Below are 20,898 nucleotides of genomic sequence, written 5' to 3'. Positions count from 1 at the left end.
TGAAAATGGAAAACTGTTTTATCGTTTATTTTATCGTTGTAAGCTATATAAGAATTCTGGTAGCCATATACTAATTTGCGGAACAAACGTTATTAAACCAAGTGCGATAACAACTGCAAGTAACCATGGCCCAGTTGATTTCGTAACATCAATAAGTGGCATTTTCGTAATCCCACTGGCAACATATAGGTTTAAGCCAACTGGTGGCGTGATCATCCCAATCTCCATATTTACAATCATAATGATACCAAAGTGAATTGGATCAATTCCTAATGCCATTGCAACCGGGAAAAGAATAGGTGCCAAAATTGTAATGATGGCTGTCGGCTCCATAAATTGCCCGGCAATGAATAAAATAAGGTTAACGATTAATAAAAACGCAATTTTCCCCATATTCATATCTTCAATCATTGCAACAAGCTCGTGTGGGATTCGCTCTAGTGTCAAAATATGGGCAAAAACCATAGCCATTGTAATAATGAAGAATAACATTGCTGTTGTTTTAGTTGATTCAACTAAAATCCTAGGTAAATCATGAAGCTTTAAATCTTTATGAATGAATAATCCAACAGCTAGACCGATGAAAACAGCAACTGCTGCTGATTCAGTTGGTGTAAACAATCCAGAATAAATCCCACCGATTACGATAACCGGCAGTGATAAACTCCAAATAGACTCACGTAATGCTTTCATCCGTTCAGAAAAGGTTGCTTTTGGACTCAACGGATATTGATTTTTCTTCGCTACAATAAAACTAACAAAAGCAAGCATGCTTGCGAGCAAAAGTCCAGGCACAATGCCTGCTAAGAACATTTTCCCAACAGATTGTTCTACTGTTACGCAGTATACAATCATTGGAACACTTGGTGGAATGAGTATCCCAAGGGAACCTGCAGTTGCGATCGATCCAACTCCATATTCTCTTGGGAAGCCCATTTTCACCATTGCCGGAATCATAATACTACCAATCGCAACTACTGTTGCTGGAGAAGATCCGGAAATTGCAGCGAATAACGCACACGCTAATATAGCCGCAATCGATATACCACCAGGTAAATGACCAATAAAGGCGTTTGCTAAATTAATAAGACGTTTCGCGACGCCACCTGTTGTAAAGATGTTACCAGCTAACACAAAAAACGGAATTGCCATTAAAGGGAAGTTATTGATCCCGGAAAATACTTTTCCTGCTAAATCTGGTAGTGGATCCGTTGTAAAAAAGTAAATAACTGCAAAGGATGCAAAACCTAGTGAGATTGCAATAGGTAAACCTAAGAATAAAAATAAGAATAACAATGTAAACACGGCTAGCGCTGCGCTATTTATCATGAAAGAATAAATGACACCAACTAATGCCAATAAGATGAAAAAGATAGAAGTAATCTTCTTGGGCATAGTTCCGGATCTCATCATTGATTCGACAGCTGTGTTAGGAGTCGTATTCATTTTAATGGACACCTTCTTCCTGCTGAGCTAATAATTGATCTGTTGGTGTTTTAATTGCTTTAATCATTTCCTGAAGGTAACGAATCGTCATTAAAGTAAAAGCAATTGCAACAATTCCTTTTGGTATATACATAGGGATTTCCATTTCTGGGGATACTTGGCCGAATTGTAGTAAAATCGCCACATGCTGATAACCAAGGACAGCAACGATCACGCAAAATAAAATACTTAAGCAATACACAAAAATAATCATTGCTTTTTGAAATTTTGGAGAGAATTGCTGTACTAATAAATCTACACCTAGATGTACTTTTTCGCGGACACCAATTGAAGCACCGATTAAGCCAACAAAGATCAATAAATAATTTACGGCTTCCTGTGTAAAACCAAGACTAGAACCGAATCCTCTGCGTAAAATAACTTCAATAAAGGCTAACGATGTTGCTAAAGATAAAGCAAGTCCGCAAAGAACCTCCTCAGTCCGGTTTAAAAGTGTATTAAGGAATTTCAATTTTCTTCACATCCCTTTTACCATACTTCTTATAAATGTCGAAATTTGTCAGAACAAACTTTAAAAAATAAGGGGCAATGACGCCCCTTATTTTATTTTTCATAATTTAAAAGAATTACCAAAGAGCTTTAGCAGCGTCAATTAAGTCTTTACCGATTTCTCCCTCGAAGTCAGCGTAGATTGTTGTCATTGCATCAACCCATGCTTGTTTTTCTTCTTCAGTTAATTCGATAATTTCAGTCGTTCCAGCTTGTTTAATAAGCTCTAATTGTTCATTATTAACACGCGCACTATTTTCACGTACCCATGTAGTTGTTTCGTTTAATGCTTTTTCTAGGCTTGCACGAACATCTTCAGGAAGACCGTTCCAGAAGTCAGCATTCGTAATAACCGCATAACCAAGGTAACCATGATTACTCATTGTTAAATATTTTTGAACTTCATGCATTTTTTGAGAATAAACGTTTGATAATGTGTTTTCTCCACCATCGATAACACCTTGCTCTAATGCGCTATAAACTTCACCGAAAGCCATTGGAGTTGGGTTTGCACCAACAGCATGGAATTGTGCTTCTAATACTTTACTTGACATTACGCGTAGCTTTTGCCCTTTGAAATCTTCTGGCATTCTTACTGCTTTATTAGAGTGAGTTTGTTTAAATCCATTATCCCACATAGCTAAACCAAGTAAATTTTGCTCTTCAAGCATTGTAAATAGTTTTCCACCAATTTCTGGGCTCTCCATTGCTGCTTGAACGTTAGCTTCATCTTTAAAAATGAAAGGTAAATCAAATAAAGTCCATTGTGGATAAAGCTTTGTTACAACAGATGTTGAAGGTGCTGCTAATTGTACGTTATTTTGTTGTACTGCAGCCAGTACGTCTTCATCTGTGTAAAGCTGTGAGTTCGGGAATACTTGAACTTCTACTTTACCGTTTGTATATTCTTCTGCCAATTCTTTAAACATTTGAGCTGCTTGACCTTTTGGAGTGTTTTCAGCAACTACGTGTGAAAATTTAATGATAATTTTTTCATCAGTAGCTTGTCCTTCTGAACTACTTCCTTCAGTTGAACCGCCACTTTGTTGTGATCTTGCGCCGCAACCAGCTAAAACACCGATCATTAAAGCTGCTGCAAGCATCATCATAAGCCATTTTTTCATCCTAAAACCCCCTATAATTTTTATGCTTATTCATAAAAGGTCAAAAATTCAGTGTATTTTGCCAATTATGAATTCGTCTATTATAGTACAGGAAAGCGGTTTCTTTGTTAATAATTTGGTCATAATGTATTTTTTGGTCTTTTTGGTCAAAACTCAAAACGTGATAATACCAACAAAAAACGGCATCGCTGCCGTCTGTAAAATAAAAATATAAGAATGTTATAATATTATTTCCGAGTTGTTATATAACGGTTTATCGGTCGGCCAACCCCGCCATATTGGACGTCAATTGCCACATTTCCGCATTTTTCGAGATATTCTAAATATCTTCTTGCTGTAACCCGTGCAAGTCCAACGCCTTCTGCTACATTTTCTGCTGATACAGGCTGTTCTTGATCGTTTAGGTATACGATAATTTTATTTAATGTCACGACATTTAAGCCCTTTGGTAAGTCACTGTTTTCGCTTTCTTCTCGCTCGAAGCGTAGTTCATCAAGTTCCTTCTGCGTAAGTGTACTCTTATTTTGCAATTGATTCCGGAAGGTTCGATAGTTATCGAGTGATTTTTTGATTCGTTCAAATTTAAATGGCTTCATAATATAGTCAAACGCGCCGTTTTGTAAGACTAGACGAACTGTATCCATATCAGCTGCAGCGGTAATTGCGATAATATCAACAGAGTGCCCCTCTTTTCTAATCTGATGGATTGTCTTTAAACCATCCTGTTCTGGCATGAAAATATCAATAAAAACTAAATCAGGTTTTAATTTTTTGATCATTTCAATTCCTTCTGCTCCATTTGCAGCAGTTCCAATAACAGTAAAGCCATCAATTTTTTCAATAAATTGACGATTTACCTCCTGCACCATTGGATCGTCCTCTATTAATAAGACTCGAAAGGAATGGATAGCCATTAAAAATCCCTCCTAATGTTGACACTATGGTAAAAAGAAATGATAAATGTTGCTCCGTATCCTTTTTCTGACTCGACTACAATGTCTCCATGGGCTTTATTTACGATTTGTTGAACTAAATATAAACCAATTCCGTGACCTGCGGCTTGTTTAGTAGAAAAGCCATGTTTGAAAATATTTTTCTTTGTTTCTTCATCCATTCCAATGCCGTTATCTTCAACTAGAATAGAGGTAACATTTTCATCTTGCTCAAAGCTAATAAAAATTTCTTTATCCTGTTGATTTAAGCCTTGGAAGGATTCGAAAGCATTTTCAATTAAGTTACCAATAATAACCACAAAATCATGATGGTCAAGTGGTTCAGGGAACCAGTTTAGTTGGCTATTTCGATCTATTTTTACCTGTATTCCTAATTCCTTTCCTCTGCTAACTTTGCTTAATAATAGCCCTGATAGGCTATCATCGTGGATGTTTTTACTTAAGAATTTTGTAAGCTCCTGTTGCTCCTCTGTTATTTGAAATAAATAATCTAATGCTTTGTCCTTGTTCCCCATTTGTAGTAGTCCAGCGATTGTATGCAGTTTATTCATATGTTCATGGTTTTGAACACGCAAAGCATTTACAAATGCTTTCACGCCTGTAAGCTCCTCTGCTAGTCTTTTTACCTCTGTAATATCTTGGAAGATAGCTACAGCCCCTACTGTCTTTTGATTAACTTTGATAGGGATTCGATTACTCAATATGATTTGATTTCTTACATTTAGTTCCTTATTATATATCGGATAATTGATTGACAATATTTCTGGGAGAAACGTATCTGGAATAACATCCTCAATTTTTTTTCCGATTACATCCCCTGTTATTCCTAAAAGTTGTTTAGCCCGATCATTAAAAACAGTAATGACTTCGTTTGTATCAATGGCGACAACACCTTCATGCATTGCATTAAATGTTTCGATGCGTTCCTCTAGTAATCTAGCAATTTCGTGTGGTTCTAACTGGAACAACTGCTTTTTAATATGATTTGCTAATATCCAGGAACCCCACCCTCCAAATAAAATTGATAGTCCAAGGGTTATCATAATTTCATACTTAAGACTTATAATAACCTCAGGAATTGTTGGAAGAATGTAACCTGAAACAACTACACCTACTTGTTCGTGGTCGTCATTCATGATCGGAACAAAACCGCGAACAGCCGTACCGGAATCTCCGACTGCTTTTGTAGTATAAGTGTGTTCAGCGAACGCAGGTCCTTCGTCAGAGCCACTCGATACTGTCCCAATTAAAGCTTCGACCGGATGGGAAAGGCGTACCTTATTCATATCTAGAACAACAATATAGCTTGCACCATTTATAATTCGAATTTGATCTACTGTTGAATTGATAGTCTTTCGGGCCTCGGGTTCCCCATTTACACTAGTTTTTACCTTTTGAAGTTCAGCTACTGTTCTAGCGGTAATGAGGGCACGCTCTCGTAATTCATCTTCTTTCTCTTTAATGAAATTTCCAATTAATCCTACTCCAACTATTAAAATTGAAAATACCATAATCATTAAAATCAATGACATTATTTTCCAACGTATTGGTATTCTATGAAACATAGCGATTTCCCTCAAGTCTATTTTTTAAAAACAATTGTACTAAGATAATTGTACCATGTGAAACTTGTTATGATAGAATTATCTAAATAAATATTAATAAAATGGTGAATAATATGAAATCTTTTATTGTAACAAGTATTGTTATAATAGTATGTTTTATTTTCATAGTTTTTAAAGGTATTGGTATTGGGGAAGAGTCTATTACTAGCACTTATGATGATGAACAGGAAGGGCTTAATGAACAAATTGTCATTAATTTTAGCCATGTTGTTGCCGAAAACACGCCTAAGGGTTTAGCCGCACAAAAGTTTTCAAACCTAGTACAGGAAAAAACGGAAGGAAAAGTGAAAGTTGAGGTTTTTCCAAATGGGGAGTTATACTCTGATAGCGATGAACTCCAAGCTTTGATACGAGGAGAGGTTGAAATGATTGCACCATCCTTTTCAAATATAACACCATATGAAACCGAATGGTTGGTGTTAGACTTACCGTTTTTGTTCAAGGATGATGATCATGTTGAAAAAGTTTTAAACGGGGAAATAGGCAAGAAATTACTTGGAGAGATAAAGAACCGTGATGTGAAGGGGCTTGCTTTTTGGCCAAATGGTTTTAAACAAATGACGAGCAATAAGGGCCCGCTTATTGAACCCGTGGATTTTCGGGGATTACGCTTTCGTATCATGCCGAGTAAAGGACTTGAAGAACAATTTCGAATGCTAGGAGCAAGAACAAATGTTATGCCATTTAATCAAGTGTATCGTAACTTTGAAACACGGTACATTGATGGTGGGGAAAATACAATTTCAAATATTTATTCCAAACGATTTTATACAGTTCAAGAATACATGACACTTAGTAATCACGGCTATTTGGGCTATGCTGTATTAATAAACCAAGCCTTTTGGGATAGCTTATCGAAGGATATTCAAGAAGCAATAATAGTAGCTATGGATGAAACAACAGATTGGCTATTTGAGCATAATGTAGAAATTAACGAACAGCAATTACGTGCTATTCGAAATGGCTCTGATATTCAAATACACGAATTAACAGAGGAAGAGAGAAAAAAGTGGATTGATTTTTTTGAACCAATGTATAAAGAGCATGCAATTAAATATGGAGATAAATGGTTAACGGAAATTTTGGAGCTTAGCGCTAAAACACACATAGGGAAATAAATTAAATACACACAGTAAATATAATAATACTTGGGCCAGCAATTGGCCTTTTTTATTCTGTAGAAAATTATAAAATTTGATCCTGTGGATAAATACTATAGCAAAGAGTGTAGTCGTCCAGCGCAAGCGCCCAGCGACTAGTAAACTTCGCTCATCTCTTTTGCGATAAGTCAACATCGACTCGTCACTCGACGTGTTTCCTCTGTCTCAGTTGATGCGCTCTTAGTTTATATGTCGCTAAGCAGGGCGCTTGCGCATTTGTTCATGAAAAAGAATTGACAGATTGTTTATCGAGGCACTCTATACCGTTATCGGTATATTTTATATGCAAGAGGAGTGTTACAATGCAAAATATTTGTGTATCGAGACAAGCATGCAATAAAAAATACGCATGTACTCACATGCGCTAACATAGGGAGAAAAATATTTATTAATCAAAATTGATTACAAATTGAATATATCCAAATTATACAATAAATCTTCAATAAATGAAATAGGATCGTAATATTTCTGTAAAATGAATAAATATTCCTATAATAAGGACTGTACTTTCGTCTAGTTCGATTGTTTATGGCTTTATGGTTCCCCTTTTTTAAAATTAGTGAAGGTTTTTTATTTCGTCCTCTGAAAGCATCTGTGTTTGGCCAATACCATCCTGCGCCATTTTACTTTTAAATTTTTCAATCATGTAAACTCCAACCATACTAAATAACTCTTGTTCAGACATTTCTTCAATTAATTTTAAAATATCTTTACGATTTAATGATTCTAATACGGAAAAAACAATAATGTCCGCATCTTCTTCGTCCCCAGTAAGTATATGGCTGTACATTTTATATAAATCATCTATTAATTTCAATATTTATCACCCCATAGCCTTAAGTATTTTTAGGTTTCCGTTTCCTCTTAAAAAGATGCATATTTTTAAGAGTTTGGTTATATTCCATCTATTTCCTAAGGGATAAAAATTATATAATTTGCATCTGTATTTACAATTATCTTTGATTACCATTGATCATTTACTCAAGCAAAAGGATCCTTTCTGAATACAATGTAGCAGGTTCAAAGTTTTATGGAATTTTCGCATGAAACATTCTTCAGTCAAATAAGTGTTGGGAGGTGCACGAAATCGTATCTCAAGAAACTGTAAAGTTGACTTTGGCCGCTTCAGGTTCTATTATTACACAGTTATTTGGTGGTTTTGATCGATTATTTACCGTATTAATTTTTCTTGTCATAATTGACTATATTACAGGTTTAATCGCATCTGGAATTGCGGGAGAACTATCCAGTCGAGTCGGCTTCAAAGGGATTGCAAAAAAGCTTATGATTTTTTCATTAGTGGCTGTCGCACATATTATTGATCAGTTAGTTGATGGAAATCATTTGATCCGTGATGCAACCATTTATTTTTATATTGTAAATGAAATAATTTCGATCATAGAAAATGCCGGTCGTGTTGGAATACCTATACCAAACATTTTAAAAAAAGCAGTAAGTGTGTTTCGTAATAAAGCAAAGTAACCCTATTATGAATATTTAACCTGTAAAGTAGGAAAAAGTAAAATAAAATGCTATTTTGAGGGGCGATTTCTGATGGGAAAAGAAACATATTATATATCTGTGGGATCAAGGGAAATTTCGAGAAGTAAGACGTCCTCACCGTTTGAATTAGAAATTGAAGCAAATGAAACAGAAATTAGACAGTTACGCGAGCTTTTTGATGAGATGTATGCTGCTGATTGGATGGGATTTTTCCGTGCTCATGTTCCATACGTACAATACCATTACGATAAAGAAAATGATATGATCGACGAAGGGCTATATAAAGTATATAAGAAATTATATGAGTTAGGTAAGCCAGAAACGAAACGACATATAGAAACGATGGGGGTTATTGACGACCCAAATTATTCTATGTAGAATGTGCAAAATTAGATTTTTAACGGTTTTTTTTGCTAATTGAAATGACATCATGTTAAGATCAATAAGATTCTATTTTACTTGTGGACGGAGTTTTTATAATGATAACTTTTCAGGACTATTACCAAAACACGGTTAGGCTTTCATTTGCTTTTCAGCCGTTTTCACAATCACCAAAGCATGTTTGGGTAATTTGCAAATATGATGGGAAATGGTTGTTAACGATCCACAAAAGACGGGGAATTGAATTTCCAGGTGGAAAAGTGGAAGAGGGAGAAACTCCCGAACAGGCAGCATATCGAGAGGTAATGGAGGAAACAGGAGCGTCTATAAGAGCTTTAAAATATGTAGGGCAGTATGAAGTAAGCGGTAAAGCAGAGACTATTATTAAAAATATTTACTTTGCTGATATTGAAAAGATTCAAAAAAAAGAAAGTTATTTTGAAACTGATGGTCCGATATTATTAACAGAATTACCTGAAAATATCCAAACGAATGAGAAATATAGTTTTATGATGAAGGATAAAGTGTTAACAGAGAGTATAAAAAAAATAGGGAAAGGGGATGTCCTGTAGATTATGTCTCGTTAAGTATTGACATTTTTTGTAGGACATCCCGTTTTTTAATAGCATTTTGGCATGGAGATCCCGATTCGGTGAAGGGATTCTAAAAGAGTACGGATTCGCTGTCTGAAAAAGACGATTTTTAGTAATGGTTATCGAACCCTTTAGCTATATAATATATTACACTTTATTTTTTATTAATTTCGCTTCTAGCCATTCAACGAGCTGATACATGACGGTAGCACAAAACGCAATGAGCAAAAGACTCATCAGGACTAACGTAAAGTTGAAAACTTGAAAACCATATATAATTAAATATCCAAGTCCTTTTGCAGAGACGAGAAATTCACCGACAATAATACCAACCCAGGAGAGACCAACATTAACCTTTAAGGTTGAAATAATTGTTGGAAATGAAGCGGGTAAGACAACGTGGTAAAAGGTCTGTGTCCTCGTTGCTCCGAAAGTTTGCATGACTTTTATATAATTGCTATCAATTTCTTTGAAGGAGGTATATACAACAATTGTTGTAATAATGACGGAAATAATCGCCCCCATTGCTATTATCGAAACATAGCCCGGTCCTAATGCAACAATTAAAATCGGTCCTAATGCAACTTTAGGCATTGCGTTTAATACAACAAGGTAAGGATCTAGTATTCTAGAAAGCTTAGGAGACCACCATAATAATGCAGCTAGCATAGTCCCCATAATTGTCCCTACTATAAATCCTAATATTGTCTCAAATAAGGTGACCTGCAAATTTTCCAGCAGACTCCCGTCGCTAATTTTTTCTACAAATAAACTCCAAATCTTTGAAGGTGAACTGAAAATTAAAGGATCTACCCATTGGTTTTGGCTTGCTATTTCCCAAAGGCAGAAAAATGTTATGAAGATGAGAAGCTGCCAAAATCGCGTCCAACGCTTTTCCTTTTTTAGGCTATTGATATAGTTTTGATGAAGGAGATCTTTATGGAGTTGTTTTTCACTCAAGATTGTTCAACTCCTTCCATATTTGCTGGAACAGCTCTGAGAATTTTGGGTGCTGTCTTGCGGAAAATGGCAACAATTTTCTTAGTTCAGCTGGTACTTCAAATGATTGTACGATCTCGCCTGGATTCGCTTTTAATAAAAAAATTCGGTCACTCATGGCAATTGCCTCACCGATGTCATGGGTTACTAACAGGGCTGTCTTCTTATATTCCTCTAACGTTTGTGAGACTAGGTCTTCAAGCTTTAATTTTGTTTGATAATCTAGGGCGGAAAATGGCTCATCTAGAAGCAGTATTTTAGGATTTGTAGATAGTGTGCGAACTAAGGCAACGCGCTGTCGCATCCCGCCAGATAATTGGCTAGGAAATTGTTTCTCGATATGATCTAAATTCATTTCTTTTAGGAGTTTAAGGCTTCGTATGCGGTTCTTTTCAGAATCCCTTTTCATTATTTTTAGGCCTAGCATAATATTCTCTTCAATTGTCTTCCAGGGGAAAAGGTAGTCTTGCTGGAGCATATAACCCATCATTGTTTGCTGCTGACGAACTTGAATGCCATCTACTATAATTGTGCCTGAAGAAGGTTGTAATAATCCGGCAACTATGGATAGTAACGTCGTTTTTCCGCAGCCGCTTGGGCCGAGGAAGGATACAAATTCTCCTTCCTCAATTGAAATGGATATATTCTTTAATGCAGTTGTAGCAGTTTTAGGTGTAAAGTATGTGTGATGAATATTGTTAATTTCTAAAAAGCTCATTAGGGAAAGCCTCCCTCCTACTCCGCTTTAACTTTTTCAGCAATTTCGGTGTTTACAAGTGTTGCATGGTCGATACGTGTAGGTAATTCACCGGCTTCATCCATGATATCCTGTAAATTGTTCCACTCTTCAACATCAAGGATTGGATCCGTTGCAAACGAACCTTGGCTTTTATAACGATCAATAACGGTTGCGATTAATTCTAGAGAGGTATCTTCGAAATAGGGTTGAATGGCTTCAGCAACTTCTTGTGCACTTGCTGTTTGTATCCACATTTGTGCTTTATAAATTGCTCTTGTAAACTTTTCTATAATTTCTGGATTTTCATTCATGTAGCTATTTTTTGCCATGAACGTTGTGTAAGGTACATGGCCTGACTCGACACCGAACGATGCGATAATATGGCCTTTGCCCTCCATTTCAAAGATACTTGCTTGGGGTTCAAATAACTGAACATAATCTCCTGTACCAGATGCAAAGGCGTTAGGAATATTTGCAAAGTCAACATTTTGAATCAGTTCCATATCCTGATGTGGGTTAATACCATGCTTCTTCAATACAAACTCACCAACCATTTGCGGCATTCCACCTTTACGTTGGCCGAGGAAGGTTGTTCCTTTCAATTGCTCCCATGAAAAGTCATCTATCTTTTCACGTGACACTAAAAATGTGCCATCAGTTTGTGTTAATTGTGCAAAGTTAATGACCGGATCATTTGCCCCTTGTGCATGAACATAAATCGATGTTTCAGATCCTACGAGGGCAATATGAGCACCATCTGTGAGAAGAGCGGTCATTGTTTTGTCCCCGCCCCAGGCAGTTGTAAGGGTAATATCCAACCCTTCTTCTTTAAAAAATCCCTTTTCTAATCCGGCGTATAATGGAGCGTAAAAGATTGAACGAGTTACTTCAGTAACCCTGATTTTTTGTGTTTCATTTTCTGTAGAACAAGCAGTTAATGCAAACGCCAAAACTAGCGATACAATCACAATGAGATACTGACGCAATTTCATAATGATGTTCCCTCCTTGGAAATGTGAATCTAACATACAATATGTCGCAAACTCAAAATGTGTGTATGCCTATTTTCAGGATTCATTTTAGGGTTTCTGGAACGTCTCGGGGTGGGTGCCATAGAGGTGTCCAGGGTGGGTGCCATAGAGGTGTCCATAGAGGTTCCTGACCCCGGCAAAAAATGTAAAAATGACCCCGGCAAAAAATGTAAAAAGCCATGGTGATCCGGTTTCCGGATTACCATGGCTTTTTTGGGATTAAATTATTATACTAATGGACCTGCATTTTTAATTGCGTCTGACACGTTTGCAAACTTTTTGAAGTTTTCTTTGAATTGTTCTGCTAATTCTTTAGCTTTCTTTTCATATGATTCTTCATTTGCCCAAGTTTTACGTGGTTGGAGTACTTCATCAGGAACTCCTGGGCAGTGTAATGGGATAGGTAAGCCAAAGATTGGATCTTGAACCGTTTCAACGTTATCTAGTTCTCCTTCAAGAGCTGCGCGTACCATTGCTCTTGTATAAGAAAGGTTCATACGTTTACCGACGCCATACTCTCCGCCAGTCCAACCTGTATTAACAAGATAAACTTTAGCGTTATATTGGTCAATTTTTTGACCTAGCATTTCAGCATATACACTTGCAGGAAGCGGTAAGAATGGTGAACCGAAGCATGTTGAAAAAGCTGCTTGTGGTTCTGTAATACCACGCTCTGTACCAGCTAATTTACTAGTGTAGCCACTTAGGAAATGATACATTGCTTGTTCTTTTGTTAAACGGCTAACAGGTGGTAATACCCCGTAAGCATCAGCAGTTAAGAAAATAATAGTATTCGGGTGACCTGCAATACTAGGGTCAACAATATTATCAACAGCTTGAATTGGATAAGCTGCACGAGTATTTTCAGTTAATGACGCATCATCGTAGTCTGCTACTCTACTATCTTCATCAACTACTACATTCTCTAAAACAGATCCAAAACGGATTGCATCCCAAATTTGAGGTTCTTTCTCTTGAGAAAGGTTAATACATTTTGCGTAACAGCCACCCTCAATATTGAATACTCCGTTATTAGACCAACCATGTTCATCATCACCAATTAAGCGACGGTTTGCATCAGCGGATAATGTTGTTTTCCCTGTTCCAGAAAGGCCAAAGAATAAAGCGACATCACCCTCCTGGCCTACATTTGCTGAACAATGCATTGGGAAAATACCTTGCTGTGGTAATAAATAGTTCATAATTGAGAAAATTGATTTTTTAATTTCCCCAGCGTATTCAGTACCACCAATAATAACAGTCTTGCGTTCAAATGAAACAATGATAAATGTTTCAGATGCTGTTCCATCAATAGCAGGATCTGCTTTGAAGTTTGGTGCGACAAGTACGGTGAATTCTGGGTTATGTGAATTTAATTCCTCTTCATTCGCACGAATAAATAGTTGGCGAGCAAATAAATTGTGCCATGCGTATTCGTTTATAACTTGAATTGGCAAACGATACTTCTTATCTGCACCTGCATAAGCTTGTAAGCGATAGATTTCATCTTTTGTTTGTAAATAGTTAATTACTTTTTTATACAATGAATCAAATATTTCAGCTGAAATTGGTTGATTAACTGAACCCCAATCAATTTTATCTATTGTAGATGGTTCTTCAACTATATATTTATCCTTAGGTGAACGACCTGTATATTTACCAGTCGTTGCACGAATGGCACCTGTAGAGGTTAAAACTCCTTCGCCTCTTGCTAAAGATTTTTCTACTAATTGAGGTACAGAGAGATTATGACGAACATTGCTACCGTTGATCAAATCTGTTAATTCGATTGGACTACCAACTGATTTCATGGACAAAACCTTCCTTTACGCTAATATAGTCTGTTTATACATACATTCTGATGATTAGTATAACATAATTAAACAATTAGTCTATACTAATTATCATTTCTTTCGAAAAGAATGTGATTTTTATCACATCCTCAAAAAACAAAGCTGTCAAAAAATAGCGTAAACAACAAGGTTGTGTTGTAATTTAAGTTTTTATTGACAGGGTTTGATTTATTACGATATTATAGGTCGAAACGGATACTCTCTTATCCCGAGTTGGTGGAGGGGGGACAGGCCCAAAGAAACCCGGCAACCGACACTAATAAATGATTCAAAAAATACATAAGTTGTTTTATTTTGAACATTTTATTTAGTGACAAGGTGCTTAACCTGTTGCAAGGCATAATGCCTTGATCGATAAGAGTGAAAGGCTAAGTATTCAAAACCTTTCCTCATTAAAAGTAGGGAAGGTTTTTTTATGTTATTTTTTGTGTTTTTTCAACAAAAGTGGATACCTTAGATAGTAGTTATGAAGTAACCAACTATAAAAGGGAAATGAGTACCGTTAATTAAATTTTTTAAGGAGGTACGAAATTTTATGACAAAAAGAAACCGTCGCTTATTTACTTCAGAGTCAGTTACGGAAGGCCATCCTGATAAGATGTGTGATCAAATTTCAGATGCTATTTTAGATGCCATTTTGGCAAATGATCCAAATGCCCGTGTGGCGGCAGAAACTTCTGTAACAACGGGACTAGTACTAGTTGCGGGTGAAATAACGACTTCTACATATGTGGATATTCCTAAATTAGTCCGTGAGACTGTTAATGGAATTGGATATAATCGGGCCAAGTATGGCTTCGATGCCGAAACATGTGCAGTTCTAACAGCGATAGATGAGCAATCACCAGATATTGCAATGGGGGTTGATAAGGCATTAGAGGCTCGTGAAGGGAAAATGACTGACGAAGAAATTGATGCGATTGGGGCTGGCGATCAAGGGTTAATGTTCGGCTTTGCTTGTAATGAAACTCCTGAATTAATGCCACTGCCAATCTCATTAGCGCATAAGCTTTCTCGGCGCTTGTCAGAGGTTCGGAAACAGGATATTCTTTCTTATTTAAGGCCGGACGGAAAAACCCAAGTTACTGTAGAATATGACGAAAATGATGTTCCGGTACGAATTGATGCGATTGTTGTTTCGACTCAGCATAACCCTGAAATTTCATTACAACAAATTCAAACAGATATTAAAAAACATGTAATTAATCCGATTGTACCTAAAGAATTAATTGATGAGGATACAAAATATTTTATCAATCCAACCGGTCGATTTGTAATTGGTGGACCTCAAGGAGATGCTGGTTTAACAGGACGAAAAATTATAGTAGATACGTACGGCGGTTACGCCCGTCATGGCGGCGGCGCATTCTCTGGCAAAGATCCAACTAAGGTTGATCGTTCCGCCGCGTATGCTGCTCGGTATGTAGCAAAAAATATTGTTGCTGCAGGCTTGGCAGATAAGTGTGAAGTGCAGATCGCTTATGCCATTGGTGTAGCTCATCCTGTATCGATTTCAGTCGATACGTTTGGAACGGGCAAAGCATCAGAGGAAAAGCTAGTCGAATTAATTCGTGCTAATTTTGATTTGCGTCCTGCCGGAATTATAAAAATGTTAGATTTACGCCGTCCGATATACAAGCAAACGGCGGCATATGGTCATTTTGGACGAACTGACATTGACGTTCCTTGGGAAAAGACAGATAAGGCAGAGGCTTTAAAGCAGCAAGCATAGATAATAAAATTTAGGGATAGGGCTGTCCGATAAGTCATTCATTATGACTTTTTAGACAGCCCCATCCTTTTCTAGTTAAGGACTCTAACTCTAACGCTAGAATCTAATTACTTAATTTTTTAAATGTTCAAGTCATCGTACCGGAAAAGGAATAGCTTCTATTGCAATGTTTTCACCTTCTCACATTCCAGTAAGGGAAAAAGTAGAAATATTTTTGAAAATTGGTATAAAAAACTTTTATAGGTTATAATATAATAAAGGATTAAAAATTTAAATATTTTCGTCCACTTATTATTTGGATTTAACAATTTCTTTTGTTATTTGCTTATAATAAGTTTTTTTGTTATAAAAACGATGGAGGGTGTGTACAATGGCTTTTGGTAGAAGAAATGTGGAAGAGGTAGTTACTGAGGAGACTAAAATATGGGAGTGTACATCAGAGGATTGTATTTGCTGGGTTCGAGATAATTTTAAAAGCAGTGATGTTCCGACTTGCCCATTATGTGATAGCCCGATGAACCCGAGTACAAAGGTATTGCCTGTCGTAGAAAATCATAGTAGACATCATCTTAAATAGAATTGAAATTTATTGAATAAAACCTGATGTCCATCAACACCCACAAGCTATATTAACAATAATTAAATATTTTTCGTCATGGCCGGATAATGTCCGAAACTGTTTTAAGTTTTGATATGATAGGCTGTAGTAAGGAAATAAGTGAAACGTGGCACAAAATAAAATCTGTGCCACTTTTTTTCAATGTAATTTTTCAATGTATTGTAGCTTTTAAAAATTTTAACTATCTTGTTCAGTTTGAAGGTTTTTATAAAATTGTCCTTTTTCAACATATTCGCGTCGAATTCTTTCCATATCCTTAATATCTTCTTCTGTTAACTCGCGAATAACCTTGGCAGGACGGCCGAAGGCTAACGTATTAGGGGGTATTTTCTTTCCTTGTGGCACTAAGCTACCTGCCCCAATAAAAGCTCCTTCACCTATCTCTGCTTGATCAAGGATTGTCGACCCCATTCCAATAAGAGCGCCTTTACGAATAACACAACTATGTAAAATAACCATATGACCTACGGTTACTTCGTCCTCAATCATAAGTGGATTGTTTGGACTTTGATGTAAAACTGAGTTGTCTTGGATGCTGACCCGGTTGCCAATTATTGTGGGAGCGACGTCGCCTCGAATCGATGTATTAGGCCAAATATTTGTCAATTCACCAATTGTTACATCTCCTGTAATCGTGACATAATCTGCTATAAAAGCACTTTCCGCAATTTTGGGATATTTTCCTTTGAATTCATAAATCATAAAAGTATCCTCCGTTCTTAAAATATAGCTCTACCCTAAAATGACTATGGATAAAAGTTCCATGCTGAATAGTACTAGCATTATCATTTGCCATAAAATTTTTGAGCTGAAAAATATGTTTGTTCCCTATTATAAAAATCTACAGTGTACTTTAGCACATCTGAAATTTACATAGTAGAATTCGTTTTCCTTGAATAGGTTTAGGTGAAAACATAAAATTATTGTAACATGTAATTTTTAGAAAATTAAATAGAAATACCAGTATTTGCATATAATATAAAATTAACTAAAATTTGATTGCTTGTAGAAGGGGGACTTTTCATGTGGAAATGGGAAGTAGAAAATCCTCGAGCTGTTATTGTTATCGTGCATGGTGCATTTGAGCATCAGGGCCGCTATAAATGGTTAACTGAAATGTGGCGGAGCGTTCATTTAAATGTTGTTCTCGGTGATTTGCCAGGTCAAGGAACATCAAGTAGACGCAGGGGCCATATCGATTCATTTGATGTATATATAGATGCTATTTCTGAGTTGGTGGATGAGGCAAAAGGCTATAACTTACCAATTTTTTTATTAGGTCATAGCATGGGGGGCTTAGCAATTATTCGTGCACTCCAAGAAAAACCGTTACCGATTTCTGCGGTTCTTTTGTCGTCACCATGTTTTGGGTTTGCTGAACCTCAACCGATTAGTATTGAATGGTTATCTAAAGCTTTAAATTTTGTTGTCCCAACATATCTTGTAGGCTATGATCTTGAACCAAATTTAGCAACAAGAAATAAAGAGGTTTTAGAGCTCGATGAAAACGATTCGTTATTTGTGACGAAGGTTTCGATCCGTTGGTATCGTGAACTTGTAAAAGCAATTAAGTTAGCCCACCAAAATCTGGATAAGGTGCCAGACCTGCCTATTTTGGTAATGCAGGGTGGTGAAGATAAAATTGTTGATAAAACAGCTGTAAAAGAATGGTTTGATAAGCTAAAGGTAAGTGAAAAATATTATAAAGAGTGGCATCAGCTCTATCATGAAATATTTAACGAGCCTGAGCGTGAGCAAGTGTTTGAATTTGCGAAAGGATTTATTGATCTACAGTTAAATAATCAATCGTTTTTCAATAAGATGGGGTGAATTTCGTTTGACGGCACCAAAGGATCCAGTTTCATTATTAAAAAGCTTATATAAGCATGTTTTTCCAGTTGTTCATACGTTTTTAGGTGAATGGAAACAGCGAGCCTCAGAAGTACCGAATCTAGAATTACGTAGACAAGCTCTAGCAAGTATTGAAACAAAAACATTCCACTGTGAGGGTGGTGCTGTTTATTCCATTCTGGCAAAGGAATCAATGAATGAAAGCGTTCGTTTTATAGTAGCTTATCAAACGATTAGTGACTATTTAGATAATTTATGTGATCGAAGTACGTCGTTAGATCCACTAGATTTTCGAGCACTACACGAATCAATGTTACATGCATTAACACCAGGAGCGGGAACGGCAAATTATTATCGGTTTCGTGAAGAGCAAGATGATGGTGGCTATTTGGAAGCATTAGTTAAAACATGTCAGGGAATTTTAGATAGGCTCGATAACTATGAGCGGATTGCGCCATACTTGCATGAGCTTGCTTCTTACTATTGTGATTTACAGGTTTATAAGCATATTGCTTATGAGGAACGAATACCACACTTAACTAAATGGTTTTCACAATATCGAGACCAGTTGCCTTATATGACATGGTACGAGTTTTCAGCTTGTACAGGGTCTACATTAGGAATATTTTGCCTAGTTTCCTATGCATTCAGCTATCACCTAACAGATCAACAAATTTTGCAGCTTAAAAATGGACTTTTTCCTTATGTGCAAGGATTACATATATTGTTGGATTATTTTATTGATCAGGAGGAGGACCAAGTTGGCGGTGACTTGAATTTTTGCACTTATTATCCAAGTAACCATGTTATGACAGAACGAATGGTGCACTTTTTAAAACAAGCAGACAAGCATGTAGAAGGTTTACCGGATGAAGAATTTCATCGCCTTATTAATCGGGGGCTGTTAGGTGTTTATTTATCAGATCAAAAAGCAAGCAGTCAAGGTTCACTAAGAAATATAAAGCGAAAAATATTAAAAAATGGTGGAAAAGAAGCATTGTTTTTTTATTTAAATGGCCGGTGGTATCGGAAGCTGTTACGTAAAAAGTTAGAAATTAATCCAATTGTTTAAGTGGTGCCAGGGCAGGTGCCATAGAGGTGTCCACAGAGGGTACCACCCAGGTTCCTGACCCCGGGAAAATTTTACAATTGTTGTTTTTCGATAGCGATAATAAATGGTGCGTGGTTGATTTGATTTAGGAACTGATATTGTAATACGTGTGCTTTTTTTTGGTCAAGCGCAGTTACATATTGTAAAAGCTGGTCGCGCTCTAGCTGGCCTTCTGGATGGCCATGGTAAACAACTAAAATGATCAATCCCCCTGCTGCCATTATAGCTAATAATTGTTGTATCGCATCGATCGTAGAGCTTGGGGTTGTTACAATATTCTTATCGCCGCCGGGTAGGTAGCCTAGGTTAAAAATAGCAGCTTTTATTTTACCAAAATACTCATTTGGAATGAGCTGTTCAATGCTGGCATGGCTCGTTTGAAAAAGTTCGACACGATTTGAAAGCCCCCCGTTCTCTAAACGTCTTTTTGTATTTTGAATTGCTTGCTCTTGAATATCGAAGCCATATACTTTTCCTGAATCTCCGACTAATTGAGCAAGAATTGTAGTATCATTCCCATTGCCAACTGTTGCGTCAATAGCAATATCCCCTTCGGTTACAACTTCAGCTAATAAGTAGTGTGCAAATGGAAGAACTCGCTTTAAAGTTGTCATCCCTCTTTACCTTCTTTGCTTGCAAATTTCCCTTGCCAGCTATCCCGTCTTCGTAATTCATCGTCAATAGCATTTAAAACTTCCCACTTCCGCAAACTCCACATAGGGCCAACGAGTAAATCTGGCGGTCCATCACCAGTAATACGGTGAATAACTATTTCAGCTGGTAAAATCTCTAATTGGTCACAAACAAGCTGGACATATTGTTCAAATGAAAGGAATTGTAAAAGCCCTTTCTCATATTGCTTTACCATTGCCGTTCCTTTTAATAAATGAAGTAGGTGGATCTTAATTCCTTGAATATTTAATTTACTAACCGCTTTAGCTGTTTCAAACATCATTTCTGGCGTTTCTTGGGGTAGTCCATTAATGATATGCGAGCATATCTTTATATTATGTTTGCGCAGCTTTTCAACTCCGCTAACATAGCATTCATAATCATGGGCACGGTTAATTAGTGAAGCTGTTTGCTCATGAACGGTTTGTAATCCTAACTCAACCCATAAATAAGTTCGCTCATTTAATTCTACTAAATAGTCAACTACATCATCAGGTAAACAATCAGGTCGTGTGGCAATTGATAAACCAACTACATCTGGTTGCTTTAAAATGATTTCGAACTTCTCACGTAATTCAGAAACTGGTGCATACGTATTAGAAAATGCTTGGAAATAACCGATATATTTAGCATCTCGCCATTTTTGGTGCATTTTTCCCCTAATTTCATTAAATTGTTTTACTAAATCATCGCCGCGCTTTCCGGCAAAATCTCCTGATCCAGAGGCGCTGCAAAATGTACAACCGCCATATGCAACACGACCATCTCGATTAGGGCAATCGAACCCGCCATCGAGAGCAACTTTAAAAACTTTATATCCGAAAGTTTGTCGTAAATGGTAATTCCAAGTATGGTAACGTTTTTGATCAGAAGCATAAGGGAACGGATTCATCATTGAAATTCTCACCTTTAAAAAAAATATGGTCCTTGCTATATCGTAGCTTTAGTCATTGTAGC

The 20,898-nt window shown here is 36.7% G+C and carries 21 protein-coding genes and 1 riboswitch; of the genes, 8 read left to right on the top strand and 13 right to left on the bottom strand.

Annotation, left to right across the window (positions count from 1 at the left end):
* Positions 1-30: 30 nt before the first annotated feature.
* The 5 genes from D612_RS0114435 to D612_RS0114415 form a co-directional block, all read right to left on the bottom strand.
* The gene (locus tag D612_RS0114435; protein WP_017756197.1) at positions 31-1,446 is read right to left on the bottom strand and encodes a TRAP transporter large permease; all 1,416 of its coding nucleotides are present in this window, start codon (positions 1,444-1,446) and stop codon (positions 31-33) included.
* 1 nt (position 1,447) lies between these two features.
* Entirely contained in the window at positions 1,448-1,957 is a 510-nt protein-coding gene (locus D612_RS0114430) for a TRAP transporter small permease (protein ID WP_017756196.1), read from the bottom strand.
* A gap of 115 nt (positions 1,958-2,072) precedes the next feature.
* A complete protein-coding gene (locus D612_RS0114425) occupies positions 2,073-3,119 on the bottom strand; it encodes a DctP family TRAP transporter solute-binding subunit (RefSeq protein WP_017756195.1) in 1,047 nt (348 codons plus the stop codon).
* Positions 3,120-3,346: 227 nt separating this feature from the next.
* Positions 3,347-4,033: a response regulator gene (locus tag D612_RS0114420; protein WP_017756194.1), complete on the bottom strand. Its 687-nt coding sequence runs from the start codon at positions 4,031-4,033 to the stop codon at positions 3,347-3,349.
* Positions 4,033-5,637, bottom strand: a complete 1,605-nt coding sequence (locus D612_RS0114415; RefSeq protein WP_017756193.1) for an ATP-binding protein — start codon at positions 5,635-5,637, stop codon at positions 4,033-4,035. Before D612_RS0114415 ends, D612_RS0114420 begins: the two co-directional genes overlap by 1 nt.
* Before the next feature lie 113 nt (positions 5,638-5,750).
* Between D612_RS0114415 and D612_RS0114410 the strand changes: the two genes are divergently transcribed.
* On the top strand, positions 5,751-6,815 hold the full coding sequence (locus D612_RS0114410) for a TRAP transporter substrate-binding protein (RefSeq protein ID WP_017756192.1): 1,065 nt from the start codon (positions 5,751-5,753) through the stop codon (positions 6,813-6,815).
* Positions 6,816-7,413: 598 nt separating this feature from the next.
* Here the strand turns inward: D612_RS0114410 and D612_RS0114405 are convergent.
* Positions 7,414-7,674 carry a DUF6154 family protein gene (locus D612_RS0114405; RefSeq protein ID WP_017756191.1) on the bottom strand — a complete coding sequence of 87 codons (261 nt, stop codon included), beginning with the start codon at positions 7,672-7,674 and terminating at the stop codon, positions 7,414-7,416.
* A gap of 260 nt (positions 7,675-7,934) precedes the next feature.
* Between D612_RS0114405 and D612_RS0114400 the strand changes: the two genes are divergently transcribed.
* From D612_RS0114400 to ytkD, 3 genes are all read left to right on the top strand, one after another.
* A complete protein-coding gene (locus D612_RS0114400; RefSeq protein ID WP_233274999.1) occupies positions 7,935-8,339 on the top strand; it encodes a phage holin family protein in 405 nt (134 codons plus the stop codon).
* A 72-nt stretch (positions 8,340-8,411) separates the two neighbouring features.
* Positions 8,412-8,738, top strand: coding sequence for a hypothetical protein (locus D612_RS0114395; protein ID WP_017756189.1), 327 nt, complete (start codon positions 8,412-8,414; stop codon positions 8,736-8,738).
* Positions 8,739-8,839: 101 nt separating this feature from the next.
* Positions 8,840-9,313 carry an RNA deprotection pyrophosphohydrolase gene (gene ytkD / locus D612_RS0114390; RefSeq protein WP_017756188.1) on the top strand — a complete coding sequence of 158 codons (474 nt, stop codon included), beginning with the start codon at positions 8,840-8,842 and terminating at the stop codon, positions 9,311-9,313.
* Positions 9,314-9,481: 168 nt separating this feature from the next.
* On the opposite strand, the gene D612_RS0114385 is transcribed toward ytkD, so the two are convergent.
* From D612_RS0114385 to pckA, 4 genes are all read right to left on the bottom strand, one after another.
* The gene (locus D612_RS0114385) at positions 9,482-10,294 is read right to left on the bottom strand and encodes an ABC transporter permease (RefSeq protein ID WP_017756187.1); all 813 of its coding nucleotides are present in this window, start codon (positions 10,292-10,294) and stop codon (positions 9,482-9,484) included.
* Positions 10,287-11,051, bottom strand: coding sequence for an ABC transporter ATP-binding protein (locus D612_RS0114380; protein WP_017756186.1), 765 nt, complete (start codon positions 11,049-11,051; stop codon positions 10,287-10,289). Before D612_RS0114380 ends, D612_RS0114385 begins: the two co-directional genes overlap by 8 nt.
* Positions 11,052-11,068: 17 nt before the next feature.
* Positions 11,069-12,064 (bottom strand): ABC transporter substrate-binding protein, encoded by a 996-nt coding sequence (locus D612_RS0114375; RefSeq protein ID WP_017756185.1) that lies wholly within the window; start codon positions 12,062-12,064, stop codon positions 11,069-11,071.
* Positions 12,065-12,330: 266 nt separating this feature from the next.
* Positions 12,331-13,914, bottom strand: coding sequence for a phosphoenolpyruvate carboxykinase (ATP) (gene pckA, locus D612_RS0114370; RefSeq protein ID WP_017756184.1), 1,584 nt, complete (start codon positions 13,912-13,914; stop codon positions 12,331-12,333).
* A gap of 242 nt (positions 13,915-14,156) precedes the next feature.
* Positions 14,157-14,317: riboswitch (SAM riboswitch) on the top strand.
* 174 nt (positions 14,318-14,491) lie between these two features.
* On the opposite strand from pckA, the gene metK reads away from it, so the two are divergent.
* On the top strand, positions 14,492-15,688 hold the full coding sequence (gene metK / locus D612_RS0114365; protein ID WP_017756183.1) for a methionine adenosyltransferase: 1,197 nt from the start codon (positions 14,492-14,494) through the stop codon (positions 15,686-15,688).
* 370 nt (positions 15,689-16,058) lie between these two features.
* Entirely contained in the window at positions 16,059-16,265 is a 207-nt protein-coding gene (locus D612_RS0114360) for a cold-shock protein (RefSeq protein WP_017756182.1), read from the top strand.
* A gap of 219 nt (positions 16,266-16,484) precedes the next feature.
* Here the strand turns inward: D612_RS0114360 and D612_RS0114355 are convergent, their stop codons facing one another.
* Complete coding sequence (locus D612_RS0114355) at positions 16,485-17,009, bottom strand: gamma carbonic anhydrase (RefSeq protein WP_017756181.1); 525 nt, start codon at positions 17,007-17,009, stop codon at positions 16,485-16,487.
* Between the two features lie 321 nt (positions 17,010-17,330).
* On the opposite strand from D612_RS0114355, the gene D612_RS0114350 reads away from it, so the two are divergent.
* Positions 17,331-18,137 carry an alpha/beta hydrolase gene (locus D612_RS0114350; RefSeq protein ID WP_017756180.1) on the top strand — a complete coding sequence of 269 codons (807 nt, stop codon included), beginning with the start codon at positions 17,331-17,333 and terminating at the stop codon, positions 18,135-18,137.
* 7 nt (positions 18,138-18,144) lie between these two features.
* Complete coding sequence (locus tag D612_RS0114345) at positions 18,145-19,230, top strand: tetraprenyl-beta-curcumene synthase family protein (protein ID WP_017756179.1); 1,086 nt, start codon at positions 18,145-18,147, stop codon at positions 19,228-19,230.
* 71 nt (positions 19,231-19,301) lie between these two features.
* Here the strand turns inward: D612_RS0114345 and D612_RS0114340 are convergent, their stop codons facing one another.
* Complete coding sequence (locus D612_RS0114340; RefSeq protein ID WP_017756178.1) at positions 19,302-19,883, bottom strand: tRNA (mnm(5)s(2)U34)-methyltransferase; 582 nt, start codon at positions 19,881-19,883, stop codon at positions 19,302-19,304.
* Positions 19,880-20,836 carry a TIGR01212 family radical SAM protein gene (locus tag D612_RS0114335; protein WP_017756177.1) on the bottom strand — a complete coding sequence of 319 codons (957 nt, stop codon included), beginning with the start codon at positions 20,834-20,836 and terminating at the stop codon, positions 19,880-19,882. Before D612_RS0114335 ends, D612_RS0114340 begins: the two co-directional genes overlap by 4 nt.
* Positions 20,837-20,898: the final 62 nt, after the last annotated feature.

The sequence above is a fragment of the Calidifontibacillus oryziterrae genome, from assembly GCF_000331575.1.
Lineage (GTDB): Bacteria > Bacillota > Bacilli > Bacillales > Bacillaceae_J > Calidifontibacillus_A > Calidifontibacillus_A oryziterrae.
The sequence above is the reverse complement of the archived record's forward strand: the minus strand, read 5'-3'. Positions and strand labels throughout refer to the sequence as shown.

Coding starts and splice junctions, on each gene's coding strand:
- D612_RS0114435 (WP_017756197.1), bottom strand. CDS start 1,446: ATGAATACGACTCCTAACACAGCTGTCGAATCAATGATGAGATCCGGA.
- D612_RS0114425 (WP_017756195.1), bottom strand. CDS start 3,119: ATGAAAAAATGGCTTATGATGATGCTTGCAGCAGCTTTAATGATCGGT.
- D612_RS0114420 (WP_017756194.1), bottom strand. CDS start 4,033: ATGGCTATCCATTCCTTTCGAGTCTTATTAATAGAGGACGATCCAATG.
- D612_RS0114415 (WP_017756193.1), bottom strand. CDS start 5,637: ATGTTTCATAGAATACCAATACGTTGGAAAATAATGTCATTGATTTTA.
- D612_RS0114410 (WP_017756192.1), top strand. CDS start 5,751: ATGAAATCTTTTATTGTAACAAGTATTGTTATAATAGTATGTTTTATT.
- D612_RS0114395 (WP_017756189.1), top strand. CDS start 8,412: ATGGGAAAAGAAACATATTATATATCTGTGGGATCAAGGGAAATTTCG.
- ytkD (WP_017756188.1), top strand. CDS start 8,840: ATGATAACTTTTCAGGACTATTACCAAAACACGGTTAGGCTTTCATTT.
- D612_RS0114380 (WP_017756186.1), bottom strand. CDS start 11,051: ATGAGCTTTTTAGAAATTAACAATATTCATCACACATACTTTACACCT.
- D612_RS0114375 (WP_017756185.1), bottom strand. CDS start 12,064: ATGAAATTGCGTCAGTATCTCATTGTGATTGTATCGCTAGTTTTGGCG.
- pckA (WP_017756184.1), bottom strand. CDS start 13,914: ATGAAATCAGTTGGTAGTCCAATCGAATTAACAGATTTGATCAACGGT.
- metK (WP_017756183.1), top strand. CDS start 14,492: ATGACAAAAAGAAACCGTCGCTTATTTACTTCAGAGTCAGTTACGGAA.
- D612_RS0114360 (WP_017756182.1), top strand. CDS start 16,059: ATGGCTTTTGGTAGAAGAAATGTGGAAGAGGTAGTTACTGAGGAGACT.
- D612_RS0114355 (WP_017756181.1), bottom strand. CDS start 17,009: ATGATTTATGAATTCAAAGGAAAATATCCCAAAATTGCGGAAAGTGCT.
- D612_RS0114350 (WP_017756180.1), top strand. CDS start 17,331: ATGTGGAAATGGGAAGTAGAAAATCCTCGAGCTGTTATTGTTATCGTG.
- D612_RS0114340 (WP_017756178.1), bottom strand. CDS start 19,883: ATGACAACTTTAAAGCGAGTTCTTCCATTTGCACACTACTTATTAGCT.
- D612_RS0114335 (WP_017756177.1), bottom strand. CDS start 20,836: ATGATGAATCCGTTCCCTTATGCTTCTGATCAAAAACGTTACCATACT.